The 16,176-nt window shown below is 53.9% G+C and carries 1 pseudogene; it reads left to right on the top strand.

Annotated elements, in window-relative coordinates:
- Positions 1–28: 28 nt before the first annotated feature.
- A pseudogene (locus HC231_RS24380) lies at positions 29–15,227 on the top strand (hemagglutinin repeat-containing protein); the annotation flags it as partial.
- Positions 15,228–16,176: the final 949 nt, after the last annotated feature.

Here is a 16,176-nt window from a genome sequence, read left to right as displayed (position 1 = left end):
TTGAATGCAGTCGCAGCAGGGGGCAGGGATGAAACCAATCAAAATAACGCAACGATTAATAGCCTATACGCTGATCAATCTTATTGCCTTCCAACCCGTACTGCCGGCGATGGCGGCCGGCGTCAATGTCGCTAGCGGCAATACCGCGGTGGACAAAGCCGGCAACGGCGTACCCGTGGTGAATATCGCTACGCCGAATAGCGCGGGAATTTCTCATAACCAGTATCACGACTTCAATGTCGATAAATCAGGATTGATCCTGAATAACGGTACGGCTCAGCTTAATCCTACCCAGCTTGGCGGTTTAATCCAAAATAACCCCAATCTGAAAGGTAAAGCGGCGGACGCCATTATCAACGAAGTGGTATCGCCCAATCGCAGTACGCTTGCCGGTTATCTGGAGGTGGGCGGGAAACAGGCCAGCGTGATGGTCGCCAACCCTTACGGCATCACCTGTGATGGTTGCGGATTTATCAATACGCCGCGGGTCACGCTGACGACCGGTAAACCGCAATTTGACGCGCAGGGCAGATTACAAGGCATTGACGTAAAACGCGGGGATATCACGCTGACGGGACAAGGGCTGGATGCCAGCAAAAGCGACTATTTCAGCCTGATTTCCCGCACGGCGCAGATTAATGCGGGGCTAAACGCGAATGAAGCGCAGGTGGTGCTTGGGGCGAATCAGGTCAATGCAGACGGCAATGTGACGGCGCAAACGGCGGATAATAGCGGCATCAAAGTGGCGCTGGATACCGGCGCATTAGGCGGCATGTACACCAACCGGATCACGCTGGTATCCAGCGATAAAGGAGTCGGCGTCAACGTCGGTAGCCTGAGCGCCCGCAGCGGCGATATCACGCTGTCGGCGAACGGCAAACTCAGCGTTGGGGATGCCGTTGCGCAGGGAAATATCCGTGCGCAAGGAGAAACGCTGGCGTTGCAAGGCAAGCAGCAGGCAGGCGGCGAGCTCATCCTTGACGGGAGTTCAGGGATCGCCCTGACGGATGCCACGTTACGTGCGGGGCAATCCGTTACGCTAGCCTCACAAGGCGAATTAAACGCGACTAATTCTCGGATTAGCTCGGGCGTCGATACACAAGGCGCACTGGGGGCCGGCCACCGCCTAACGATAAAAAGTGACAATGTAACACTAAATAATACCCAATTAGCCGCGGATAAAGTAGCGATCAAAGCCGATAACGCGTTGCGGCAGGATGCCTTAAGCGGAATTAAAGCCGATAGCGAGCTCGTCGTACAAGGCAAAGGCATTACGCTGTCCGGGCTTGCCGAAGCGCAGACGATTCAGCTAGAGGCCGAAACATTGACCGCCACCCGCAGCGCCCAGTTCCAGGCTAAAAATAGCGCAACGGTTAGCGCAGTTCAACAAGGCGACTGGCAGGGCAATCTGACCGCCGGCGATACATTGACGCTGCAAGGCGGACAAATCGTTCAGCGCGGCACATTGGCCGGAAAGACGCTGAATCTGAACGTTGATTGGTTGGATAACCAGGGTGATATCGCATCATTACAGAGACTGTCGCTGGTTGGAAAACGACTGACTAACGGCGGATCGCTATCGGCGGCGGAGCAGCTGACGTTGAAGGCGGGCAGCGTTGACAATGTAGGATTACTCAGCGCCCGCGGCGATTTGCAGCTTGAGTTGCAAACGCTGCTGAATAATCAGGGAAAAATCCTGACGGAAAATCATTTGTTCATGCTAGCCGGCAGCGTGGCGAATCAGGGAACCCTTCAAGCTGCAACGCTGGCATTACAAAGCGACTCTTTCACCAATCAGGGCGACGTCACGGCAAGTCAAAATATCGATCTGAACAATCAGGCGATCGACAACCAAGGCACGATTAATGCGCAACAGATGGTCAATCTGTCCGGCGGCGCCGCGCTGAATAGCGGCACGCTCAGCGCAGGCGTATCGCTGGCGGCTACTCTGAACTCGGGGCTAAATAACAGCGGCATGTTGCTGGCTGGGAAAAACCTGGCGGTTGCCGCCGCCGACGTCATCAATGACGGTACGCTGACCGCGCCGGAATTACAGATTCAAAGCGATTCGCTCGACAATCAGGGGATTATTCAGGCCGATAATACGCTGACGATCGGCGCCGAGCGTCAATTGACGCAGCGCGCGAGCGGTAAATTGCTGGCGGGAGACTCGCTGACGCTGACCGCCGCCCAGGCGGAAACCGACGGCGAGCTACAGGCAATGCAGTTTTTACTGAATGCCGATCGCTGGCTTAACCGCGGCAAAACCAGCATCGGCGGCGATGCGCAGGCGACGGCATACTATCTCGATAATACCGGCAGCCTGCTGGCGCAAGGACGCTGGCTGCTGTCGGGCCATGACGTGATTAATCAGGGAATATTGCAGGGCGAGCGTCTGGAGCTGCGCGCCAATAACATCACCAACAGCGGTCAGGCCCAATCACTTCAATCCAGTATGCTGCATGCGCATGATAGCCTGATTAATACCGGCGACTGGCTTAGCGGCGACGCCCTACGCCTGAATGCTCTGGCTATAGATAACTCAGGAAATCTTCGCGCGCTGACCACGCAGGCTCAGAGCGAACGATTCAGCAATCGCGGACAGATCTCTGGCATCCAACATCTGAATTTGCATATTCTTGACCGCCTGGACAATCAGGGAACGCTGGACGGTAACCTGCTGGCTATCAGCGCGGGTAGCCTGAACAACCGCGGGCGGCTCGCCGGAGTCGATGACCTTCAACTCAGTTTGTCCGGCAATCTTGATAACCGCGGGATGATCCACGCAGACAGTGACCTGAATGTAACCGCAGCAGCGGTAAAACAGCAGGGTACGCTGGAAGGGCAATCAATACAATTGGATGCCCTCGAACTGGATAATCAGGGAACGATATTGGGCGCCGATGCGCTGACATTGTCGATTACCAACACGCTTAATAATCAGGGTGAACTGTTTAGTCAGGGGGAAAGTACCTCCACGGCACGTCAGATTAATAATCAAGGTCAGTGGCAAGCACAAACCATAACGCTGAATGCGGATACGATAGCCAATGCCGGAAAAATTCTGGGTATCTCGGCGCTGACGCTGACCGCAAAAGATATGTTGACCAATCAACAGGCCGGTAAGTTGCTTTCCCAGGGGATGGCGGTATTAACCGCGGCGGATACCGCGAATGCGGGAGACTGGCAGGCCGGCAGCCTGACGCTGGCGACCGGAAATCTGACTAATAGCGGTCGGATTCAGGCTGAACAGACGTTAACGGTGATGCTTGATGTCCCTAGCGGGCAAGGGGAATTGCGTAATGATGGCACGCTTATCTCCGGCGGCGATAGCCATGTGTCAGCCAGGCAGGTGGAGAATCGGGGAACTATTTCCAGCCAGGGGCAGGCTGAACTGGTTGGTGAGGATATACGCAATGACGGACTTATTGTTGGCGCGCGCGCGCTATCGTTGGCGGGGAACTATCAGGGGACGGGGTTATTAAACGCCGCAGGGACGTTGACGCTGCGGGGGGACAGCTTATATAACGCGGGGCGTTGGGAAAGCGATGTTCTCCAACTGTTCGGGAAAACGGTGACCAATCAGGGAACGTTATTAGGCGACCATGTCGGCATAACGGCTGATAGCTTGATTAATGACGGCAAGATAACCGGCGTGGACGAACTGACCCTGATGCTGGATCGGCATCTGTTCAATCGCGGCGACCTGAATGGCGATCGGTTGTCGGTGAACGCCGCTGGAGTGGACAATCAGGGCGGTCTGTTCGGCGTGAGCGATCTGCAACTGAATTTACGAGGCGACCTGGATAACGCCGGTACGCTAAGCGGTAAGACGCTGGCGTTAACGGCGGAAAACGTCCGGCAAAACGGTACCCTTGAAGGACACACGGTACGGTTGAATGCCGAGATGCTCGATAATCAGGGCAAAATGCTGGGTGTGGATGCGCTAACGCTGGCGATCCGCAACAGCCTGCATAATAGCGGTACGTTACTTAGTCGGGGCGACAACGCAGTTACTTCGCAACGCATTGATAATAATGGACAATGGCAGGCAAATGATATCACGCTGACCGCCGATGAAATTGCCAATGCCGGGCAGATACTCGGACTTGCGGCGCTACGGCTGACCGCTGGTCATTCATTGCAAAATCTGCAAAGCGGTAAATTGCTGACGCAGGGCGTCGCCACGCTACAGGCGGCGGATACCCTTAATGATGGGGAGTGGCTGGCGGGGAATCTGTTGCTTGAGACTCATCGCTTCATCAACGACGGCCGGGTACAGGCCGAACGCTCACTGACGATTGCGGTTACGTCACCCGCCATCAATCAATCCTCTTTGTTAGCTATGGCGTTATCGCTGGCTGGTGATGCACAGCATCTCAGCGAGCCGGCATCTACAGGGACGCTACTGAATACCGGAGAGTTAATTTCCGGCGGCGATAGCCAACTGACCGCCGGACAGATTAATAATCAGGGCGTGTTATCCAGCAGCGGCAGTGCGGCGCTGACCAGTGACAGCATCCGTAATGACGGCAATGCGGCGGCAGCGGCGTCACTCTCGTTAGAGGGCAATTATCAGGGCGATGGGCGGTTAAAAACCGACGGCATGCTGACGTTGCGCGGCGATAGTCTGCATAACGCCGGGCAATGGGAAGGCGATTCTCTCCAGGTACGCGGGCTGTCACTGAATAATCAGGGAACGCTGCTCGGCAATACTGTCGATATTACCGCCAATGATGTGGCAAACGACGGTGGAATGGCCGGGATCGAGTCATTACAGCTAACCCTTGGCGATCGGCTGCAAAATCAGGGCTCGCTATACGGTGCGGCGCTGACGCTTACCGCCACCGATCTTTTCAACCATGGCGATATGAGCGCGGATACTCGCCTGATACTCGATCTGAACGACACTCTGCAAAATAACGGTGATATTTACGCCGATCTTCTGGCAATACATGCAACCCGAGTGATAAATGACGGCGCGCTGACCGGCGTCGGCGGGCTGTCCATCAATCTTACAGAAAACCTCGCGAATCAGGGCGATATCGCTAGCCGGGATCTGTCCGTCATCGCCGATAACCTGACCAATCAGGGCAATATGCAGGGGGTGGCCGATTTCCAACTGACGCTACAAAACGGATTGAGCAACACTGGGCTGATCGGCGGCGGCAATACGCTGGAGGTGACGGCGGAAAATATCAATCAGAGTGGAACGCTGGAGGGCCGTACCCTGAACGTGCAAGCGGCTAGTCTGGATAATCAGGGGAAAATGCTGGGTGTGGATGCGTTGACGTTGGCGATTAGCGGTAGCGCGCGCAATCAGGGGAAATGGCTAACTCAGGGAAACAGTTCACTGACCGCCGGACAAGTCGAGAATCTCGGCCAATGGCAGGCGGATTCCCTTGAGATGAAGGCCGGCCAACTGACAAATAGCGGACAAATTCTGGGGCTTTCTTCGTTGGCGTTGACGGCGACGGGAGCGTTGATTAACCAGCAGGGTGGCAAGCTGTTGTCGCAGGGAACGGCAATATTGAACGCGGCCAGTGCGATTAATCACGATGAATGGCTGGCTGATAACCTGGTATTGAATGCCAAAAGCCTCACCAATACCGGTCGGATTCAGGGCAATCAAACGCTGGCTGTAACCCTCGATCCCGCTGCCGGGAGGCTGCTGAATCAGGGAACGCTGATTTCCGGCGGAAATAGCCAACTCTCCGCATCATTAATCGATAATCAGGGCATCATATCTGGTCATGGCGATACGACGCTTACCAGCATCGAAACCCGTAACGACGGCGACATTCTGGCTGTGCAATCCCTGTCGTTAAATGGCAATTATCAAGGGAAAGGTCAACTAAATACGGACGGTACGCTGACGCTGCGCGGCAATCAACTGCGTAACGCCGGTTACTGGGAAAGCCAGGCGTTAGCGTTGGTTGGGGATACGCTTGACAACCAGGGAACGATCCTCGGCAATCGTGCCGGCATTATAGCGAAGACGTTAAGCAATGACGGCGATATCACCGGAGCCAACGAACTGACATTAACGCTTGATGATACGTTGAATAATCAAGGCTCGTTGAATAGCTATTTGCTGAGTGTTAGCGCCAATCGGCTGATTAACCAGGGGCAGATGAATGGTGTTGACGGACTGACGGTCTCCCTCAATGACCGGCTGGATAATCAGGGGTTCCTGTATGGCGCGGCATTGACGATTGATGCCCAGGATCTTATTAACGTGGGAGATATCACGGGGATCGATAGCCTGAGTCTGAATCTCTCTCAGTCTCTGAACAATTCGGGATCGTTGAACAGCAATCTCCTGACGGCGGACACCGTGCAAGGGACGAATGACGGGCAAATGACGGGCGTTAATGGTTTGTCGCTTTCGTTCAACGGCGATCTGAATAATCAGGGGGAATTAAACAGCCATTCATTGTCGGTGAGCGCAAATTCGCTGACCAACGCGGGAAAAATCAACGCCACTCACGACTTGCAGCTCTTCCTCAATGGGACGCTGGACAACACCGGCGGGCTAAACAGCCGGCGATTGGCGGTTACGGCAATGTCGGCGCTCAACAGCGGTCAGATGCTGGGCATCGACGATCTGCAACTGAAACTGCAAAACGAACTCGATAATAACGGGTTGATCAGCGGCAATAATATGCTGAACGTTACGGCGAAACGTATCAATCAGCGCGATACGCTGGAAGGCCTAACCCTGCATGTGCAGGCGGATGAACTGGATAATCAGGGAAAAATGCTGGGCGTGGATGCGCTGACGCTGGCCATCAGCGGCAATGCCCGCAATCAGGGAAAATGGCTGAGCCAGGGTGACAGTTCTCTGACGGCTGAACGGGTGGAAAACCTCGGACTGTGGCAAGCGGACACGATCGATACCGTCGCTCATCAGATAATCAATAGCGGCCAAATGCTTGGCCTTTCAGCGCTGAAACTGTCGGCGAATAGCGATTTGGTCAATCAACAAGACGGAAAGTTGCTGTCGTTGGGAACCGCCGTATTCAACGCGGCCAATGTGGCGAATCTCGGCGACTGGCAGGCGCAGAATCTGAGCCTTGCCGCGGATAATTTTACCAATGGCGGACGTGTTCAAGGCGATAAAGGGCTGTCGGTTACGCTTGCTCCTTCTGGCTCAACCGGCGTTTTGAGCAATCAAGGTATGCTTATTTCCGGTGGCGACAGCCTGTTTTCCGCCAGACAGTTTAATAATTGGGGAACGCTGTCCAGCAACGGATATTCAACTATCAGCAGTACGGCTATCCGCAATGACGGCCATGTGATCGCCACCGATGGACTGTCGTTGAACGGCGAGTATCAAGGCAACGGTTTGCTGTATACGGCGGGACTATTAGCGCTGCACGGCGTTCGCCTTGGCAATACCGGCCGTTGGGAAAGCCGCGTTCTGCAATTGACCGGGCAGTCGTTTGACAATCAGGGAACGCTTGTTGGTGAGCGAGGGCTTGAACTGGACCTGACCGATGAACTTACCGTCGGCGCCGCCGGACAGTTATTGACCGGCGGTGAACTGCTGGCGAACTCGGGTAGCGTCAGCAATCAGGGATTCTGGCAGGGAAAATTGCTGTCGTTGACCGCGGACGCATTCCTCAACGATGGCGTGCTGGTAGGACAAAACAGGTTGCAACTGGCGTTACAAGATAGCTATCAGGGTAAGGATCGTTCTCAACTGCTTAGCGACGGTAGCGCCACCCTAACGGCAAACCGCGTAATCCAGAGCGGAGAGATAGCGGCCAATAATCTGCAACTGAATACCGGCGCGTTGGATAACGCCGGTCGCGTGTTGGGTCTGGATCACCTGCAAATAACCAACCAGGGAGAGATAATCAACCGGGAAAACGGTGAAATACTGACCAATGGCGACGGAGTAATTAACGGTACTCTGTTGAGCAACGGCGGCACGGTGCAAGCGAACGACCTGCGCCTCAGCGCTGAGCGGGTAAAAAACCAGGGACGTATTCAGGGCACCTCCGCGCTGCGGTTGCTGAATCTCAACCAGTATATTGGCGATAAAACCAGTCAGTTGTTAAGCAGCGGCGGCGCGGCCATTCAAGCTAAACAGGCTGACAATCTGGGCCTGTGGCAGGCGGATAATCTGACGATACAAGCAGACTCGCTGGTCAATGGCGGTACGCTGGCGGGGTTGGACAGCCTGTCATTCACGGGTAAACAGATTAGCAATCAGGGTGATATCTTCTCCCAGGGCGCGTTGGCCTTGAGCGGCGCGACCTTTGATAACGCAGGAACCGTAACTGGCATTACGGGTTTTGATCTGCAATTCGCCGATTTCCTGCTTAATCAATCAGCGGGCCGTTTATTGAACGGCGGCGTCGGCGCCGTTAATACCGATAAGTTCATCAATCAGGGGCTGTGGCAGTCTGACGATTTGCAGCTTATCGCCCGCGAATTGGACAATCAGGGTCGGATTCTGGGGGTTAAACAGGCCGTGCTGCAACTGAGCGGCGACTATCAGGGAGCGGCAGATAGCCAATTGGTCAGCGGAGGTAGCGCAACGCTGACGGCGGCGAATATCAATAACCGTGGACAAATTCAGGCGCTGGAGCTGGATGTAACCGCCAATTCGCTCACCAATCAGGGAACGCTGCGCGGCAACCAGAACCTTGATGCGACAGTGGAACAGCAACTGAACAATGCGCAAAATGCCCGGTTGGTCAGCGACGGCGCGTTGAACGTTCAGGCGAACGATATTGATAATCAGGGCACAATTAATGCCGCCGATCTTACGCTGCAAGGCAATAACTCGCTGAAGAATAACGGTGTATTGCAGGGAGCGTCATCGTTACAACTGGAGACGGCTGGGAAACTAACCAACCAGCAGGCCGGGCAGATACTGTCGGACGGCTCGGCGACGCTGAAAGCGGCGGCGCTGGATAATGCCGGCTGGTTACAGAGTCAGAATCTGGATGTGCAAACACAGCAGTTTACCCAACAAGGCAGCCTGATTGCGCAGGATAAAGTCACATTGCGCATTCCACAGTGGGTCAACCAAGGGCTGATTCAGGCGCAGCAGACGGAAGTCATCGCCGATGTGCTGGAAAATCAGGGCACCTTACTCGGTTTGACGCAGTTAGCACTGCAAACCCACCGCCTGATCAATCAGCAGGGCGGTAAAATCTACAGCGCGCAGGATTTAAGCCTCAAAACCGACGAACTGCAACAAAACGGGCAACTGCTGGCGCTGGGTAATCTGACCGCCGATATCAGCGGGCCGCTGATGTTTACGCAGCTATTGGCTGCCGGGAACCGCTTAACGCTAAACGTCGCGGGCGATCTCGATCAGCGCGGCACGCTTCAGGGGCAATCGGTGGTACTCGCCAGCGCCGGGAAATTGACTAATCAGGGTAATATTCTGGCCGGTGGCGGCGATTCGCGTATTACCGCGCAAACTATTGAACAACAGGAGGCGGGCAGTATTCAGGCGGGGGAAATTTGTCGCTGGTGAGTGAAAACGATATTCACAATCAGGGATTGATTGGCGCTACCGGTGATTTATTGATGCAAGCGGGCGCGGCGCTGAATAATACCAGCCTGTTATATGCCGGCGGTAATATGCGGCTATTCTCCGATTCGCTCCGCAATGTATTCGGCAATATTCTGGCGGGTAATAATTTGTGGATTCAGCGCGATGAACAGGGCAATGCCAGTACCGCCGTATTAAACAGTTCCGGTACTATCGAAACGCAGTCTGGGGATATCACGATCACTACCGGCACGTTGACTAACCAGCGTGAGGGAATGGTGGTAACGGAAACGAAATTGGCGGCTGGTTCTGTGCCGGACTGGGCTGGGCAGACGACGGCGAACATCCCGATTGGGTGGTTCAAACCGGAAGATTACGAAATTAATATCAGGGAGGATAGCATAGAAGTAGGTGGTGCTAATGGCTGTGATTGTGACAAAACTATTTATTATTACTCCTATGTTGCTAAACCAAGCGCTGATGTGCAAAAAATAAATATCGGCGGCAAAGAGATCGATGTATACGTTCAGGGAAATGCGGGAAAAGTCAACTCTGGGAATAATCTTTCATTATATACATCTCAATTAATTAACGACTCATCGGTATTATTTGCGACCAATAACGCTTATATCCAGGGAGATCAATTAAATAATCAGTCATACCATTCAGGGACAATCCTCGAATATCTGACATACAAATATCAACCAAATTTAGTACCGGAATCGAGAAAAAAGGGCTCTATCCCAGGATACATTCCTTACGTATTAGTTGGCACCCCCACTTACGAACAAACCATCGGCGAAAGCTACAACGCCTTAATTCAGGCCGGCGGCGCCATCACCGCCGATTTCAAAGAGGATATCAGCAACACTACGCTGCAACCGGGCAGCGGCGGTTTTATCCCCGCCACGACGACGCCGGTATTGGCTTCCACCCTGACGCTATCGCCGTTACAGAAACAAACCACGCGCCAGTTGGTGGGCAACGAAGCATCGCTCAGCGCGGGCAGCGTTGATCTGAGTAATAGCGGCGTAGATGCCGCTACGTTGGGGCGCAACGCCAGCGCGGTCAGTTCGACGGCTAAAAATGTGTCGTTAAGTCAGGTGACGGAACCCACGTTACAGTCTGGCGTGCAGGCGGAACAGATTAGCGCCGCAACGACGGCGCTGGAAAATGCAGAACCGCAATCGCTAACGAAAAATGATGCGCTGGTGTTGCAAAAGCCGGGGCAGATTGACCTAGAGAAACCCGATCAAACGGCGTCCGGCGCGGCGGAGCCGATCGCGTTAAGCAACACGAGTCAGATTCCGGATCAATCGCCGGGTCTGTCGATTGATGGCCCAACGCAGACCAATATCGAGAAACCTCAATCGGTTACGTTAAATACTGAGGATACCGCCGTTAGTACGGCCATCACATTGGAAAAACCGGGCGCGGTCAACGCTCTCATCACGGATACCGCCGCAACGCCCATCAGCGTTGAATCATCGGCGCCGTTCAGCCATCTTTCGGCTTCTGAACTGATGGACTCCATCGGTAACGGTTTACAAGCATTAGGCAGTAGTCCACTGGCGGATTATCCGCTGCCCGCGGGCAATAATGGGCTGCTGGTTGTCGATCCGAGCAGCGATAGCCGTTATCTGATCCACACCAACCCTAAACTGGAGCAGTTGGGGCAGGTGGATAACAGCCTGTTCAATGACTTGCAGAACATGCTGGGTCAACAGCCGTCAACTATAGCGCCGATGGAAACCAGCTCACAATGGACGCAAGCGGATAAGGTTCTGGGATCGTCCTATCTGCTGGACAAGCTGAATCTGGATGCCGACCACGATTACCGCTTTCTGGGCGACGCCGAATTCGACACCCGCTACATCAGCAATGCCGTGTTGAGTCAGAGCGGGAAACGCTATCTTGACGGTACCGGATCCGACTTATCGCAAATGCAAATGCTGCTGGATAACGCGGCGGCGGCGCAAAAAGGATTGGATCTGCAATGGGGCGTCAGCCTGACGCCGGATCAGGTCGCCAGCCTCAGCGAGAGCATTGTTTGGTGGGAAAATATTGAGGTCAACGGCCAAACCGTACTGGCGCCGAAATTGTATCTGGCGCAGGCCGACAAGAATAACGTGCAAGGCAGCGCCATCGTCGCCAATCAGCTTAATCTGAGCGCGGGAGGCAGCGTCACCAACAGCGGTACGATTAGCGCGGTTGAATTATTGGCTATCGCCAGCGGCGATACGATTGATAATCAGGAAGGCGGACTGCTTAAATCAGACGGTAGTCTGAATCTGGTCGCATTAAATAATATCACCAATAGCAGCAGCCGAATCGAAGGCGACGCGCTGCAACTAGCCAGCATTAACGGCGATATCATCAATAAAACCGAATCCCGCGAGTGGCAGACATCCGCGTCCGCCTCCTCGGGTAGTGGAACCGGTTATCTTACCGTTACCGAGTTGGGTAAAACGGCCGCAATCAGTGCGACCAATAGCCTGACGATGGCGGCCGGTCATGATATTCGCAACGTGGCCGCAACGCTGAGCGCCGGTGAGGATATGACACTGAATGCCGGTAATAATGTATCAATTGAAGCGCTGACGCTGACTAATGATCGGCTGGATCAAAACTGGAACCGCAGCCAATTGTCATTGAATACCGCGGTTCAGGGAAGTCAGGTGTCCGCGGACGGTACGCTGCAAGCCAATGCGGGCAATAACATTCAGATTGATGCCAGCATGATTTCCGGCGGCGCGGGGCTATCGCTAACGGCTGCGAACGATATCCAACTCACCGCCCAGCAAACCCTAGAGGAAACGCTGAATCGCAACGGCGGCGGCGCGGCGCAGCGTCGTACTCAGGAGATAGAGTCGACGCAATTGCTGAGCGGCGGCGATCTTGAACTGCTGGCGGGACGCGATGTGCTAGCAGAAGCGGCCGGTCTGAATGCCAAAGGCGATGCCGTCTTGGCGGCAGGCCGCGATCTCAATCTGTTATCGGCGGAAGAAGAAAGTTATAGCGGCAACTGGTGGAAACGCCATGCTGACTGGCAGCAAAACATCACGCAGCAAAGTACCGAATTGACCGCAGGAGAAGGGTTGAGTCTGCAAGCAGGGAGAGACATCAATCTCCAAGCCGCGCAAGGGATTTCCGGCGGAGCTTTGACGGCGCAGGCCGGTAACGACATCAACCTGCTGTCTGCGACGGAAACACAGCACTCCTTCTTTGAAGAAACCAAAGTCAAGAAGAAAACCTTCTCGAAAACGGTGACGCATACCTTGAGAGAAACGTTACAGACGGACGAGAAAGGCAGCCTGCTTTCTGGTGACAGCGTCTCTATGGCGGCTAATCATGATATCAATCTGCAAGGTTCGTCCGTGGTGGGAGATAATCAGGTCACGCTACTGGCGGATAATGACGTCAACACCGCTGCCAGCGTGGAAAACTATCAGCACTACGAAGAGTATACAAAGAAAAAGAGCGGACTTTTCAGCAGTGGCGGTATTGGTTTCACTATTGGTTCCACTTCGACCAGCCAGAAACTGCAAGATCAGGCCGTCACGCAAAGCCAAAGCGTGAGCACCCTTGGCAGCACCGGCCAGTCGGTTACGATTAATGCGGGTAACGACGTCAATATCAGCGGCACGGATATGGTTGCCGGGCAAGACATCACGTTAACAGGCAATAACGTCACGATCGATCCCGGCTACGATCTGCGCACGCAACAGCAGCAGTTTGAGCAAAAAAGCAGTGGCCTGACGGTCGCGTTGTCGGGCGTAGTGGGTTCCGCTCTGAACAGCGCGGTACAAAGTATTCAGGCGGCGCAAAGCGAAAGCGACGGCCGGCTGGCGTTACTTCAGGGGATGAAAGCCGGATTATCCGGCTTCCAGGCCTATCAAGCCAGCCAGTCCGACTTGAACGATCAAGGATCGGCGTCATTTGTTGGCGTCAGCATTTCGTTGGGGGCGCAAACATCGCGTTCCAGCCAGACGACGGAGCAACAGCAGAGCTTTGGCTCGACGTTGAACGCAGGACACGATATCGCGATTGAATCCCGTCAGGGAGACATTACGGTAACGGGCAGCCAGCTTAAGGCGGCTAATGACGTAGTGATGAATGCCGCGCAGGATATCAACCTGCTTTCTTCTCGCAACAGTGAAACGCTCAGCGGTAAAAACAGCAGCAGCGGCGGCAATATTGGCGTCAGTTTAGGGATAAGCAACGGCAGCGCCGGACTGAGTATTTTTGCCAATGTGAATGGCTCAAAAGGCCGCGAGACGGGCGCGGGTAACAGTTGGTCGGAAACCACGGTTGATGCGGGCAGCGAAGTCAAACTGGAAAGCCAGCGTGATACCCGTCTGATTGGCGCTCAGGTAACGGGTGAGCATATCGACGTACAAACCGGTCGGGATTTGCTGCTGCAAAGCCAGCAGGATAGCGATCGCTATGACTCGAAACAGGTCAGTGGGTCTGCCGGCGGCAGTTTCACCTGGGGTTCGATGAGCGGCAGTGGTTACTTCAGCGTCAGCCAGGACAAAATGCACAGCAACTACGACAGCGTGCAACAGCAAACCGGTTTCTTCGCGGGCAAAGAAGGATTTGACATCAAAACCGGCAACCACACCCAGCTTGACGCGGCGGTGATTGCTTCCACCGCCAGTGCGGATAAAAACACGCTGGATACGGGTACGCTGGGCTGGAGCGGAGTGGACAATAAGGCCGAATTCAAGGTAGAACACAGCGGGTTCGGCATGAGCTCCAGCCCCTCAATGAACGGAAACCTGCTGTCAACGCTGGCGATGAACGTACCGTCCGCATTAATGTCGTTAGGTAACAACGGTAATGCATCCAGCACTACCTATGCGGCGGTGAGTGATGGTAGCCTGCTGATCCGGGATAATGCGAATCAGCAACAAGATATCACGACGTTAAGCCGCGATGTGGAGCACGCGAATAACGCGTTAAGTCCGATCTTTAACAAAGAGAAAGAACAGCAACGGCTCAAGCAGGCTCAGCTTATCGGCGAGCTGGGCGCGCAGGTGATGGATATCGTGCGCACTGAAGGCGAGTTGCGGGCGCAAAAGGCGGCGGAAACATCAGGAGAGTCAACGGTTTCACGGCCGGATGATAATGCACCGCCAGATGAATGGGATGCTTATAAAAAAGCGCTGACGGAAACAGCGAGCTACAAAACCGCAATGGAAGAGTATGGTACCGGGGGACTTACCAGCGGGCGGCTCAGGCGGCGACGGCAGCGATACAGGCGTTGGCGGGCGGCGATATCCAGAAGGCGATAGCCAGTGGCGCGTCACCGTATCTGGCGCAACTGGTGAAAGATATCACGATGCCTCAGGGCGAGAGCGGGGCAACGGCCTCGGATATTGCAGCCAATGCGATGGCCCACGCGGTGGTTGGCGCGGTAGTCGCGCAACTTTCCGGGCAGGATGCGGCGGCTGGCGCCATCGGTGCCGCGGGCGGAGAACTGGCGGCACAAGTAATAATGGAAAACCAGTATCCGGGCAAGAAAACGGAAGATCTCACGGAAGAGGAAAAACAGTCTGTCAGCGCCTTAGCGACCCTCGCCGCCGGGTTAGCATCGGGTCTGGCGACTGGCGATACCGCTTCCGCCGCCAGCGGCGCGCAGGCCGGGCGGAATGCGGTGGAGAATAATTATCTTAGCTTTGATGAGGCTCGTGCTTTTGACAAAGAAATGACAGCTTGCAGGGTTTCCGGTGACGATTGTAATGCGGTTATTAGTAAGTACGACACGTTGAATAAGGAAAATCGTGAAGAGTTGCAACAGACGCTGGCGACAGATCCTCTGGTTGTTCTGAGTGGTGAAACTAAATGGAATGTTGAAGGCGGGCTGTCGGCTGCTGACCGGCCTGATTGGCTATACGGTTCGTTGGATAACCCGGATGTAAGAGATTATGTTGCAGCCAATAACAGTTATGACCTGAATTATATTAATAGTCATACCACTAATGGTGATCGAGCTTTGGCGTTTATTGGTGAACCTGAAAATTTCTGGGGATTGGTTGCGGGGGGGAGATCGTTATTTACATCGTCAACAACGATGAGTGATAAATTAGTTGGTGGAGCTTTAAGTTATGGCGCGAATGGTCTGGTACAAATCTCTAGTGGAAATACAGGAGATAAATTTGATTTAGTCAGCTTTGGGTTTTCTGGGCTAACCGGTGCGGCAACCACCGGTAAATCTTATTATTCAAACCAACTTATTGGTGCGGGTAGTGCTTATGCGTCTAGCCAAATTACAGGACAAGATAGTCAAGCCGCTGTGATGGGTAGCATGATAGGTACTGGAGTAGGTTATGGTATCGGCTCAGCCATTACCAATAAATTAGAAACTCAGTACATTAAAAATTACTTTGGAATGGAGGCCAGCAAGAATGCTTTGAAATATACCGAGAATTCCTTTGGCCCTGGTTATTTGTTGAAAGGTGGGGCAATGAGTCCAATTCCAGGTATGTTAGGAGGGTTTGGTGGTGGAGTGAGTAGTGAAGTTATGAGCAACTCAGTGTCAGATACTAAAGAAGGTGATAAATAAAAATGAATAATAAAATTGGCAATATGGTTCGCTACTTTGTTAAAGTATTTGTTATTATGTTTGTCATATCTTTTATTATTGTTATTTTAGG

It is taken from the genome of Brenneria izadpanahii, from assembly GCF_017569925.1.
GTDB classification, from domain to species: Bacteria; Pseudomonadota; Gammaproteobacteria; order Enterobacterales; family Enterobacteriaceae; genus Brenneria; species Brenneria izadpanahii.
The sequence above is the reverse complement of the archived record's forward strand: the minus strand, read 5'-3'. Positions and strand labels throughout refer to the sequence as shown.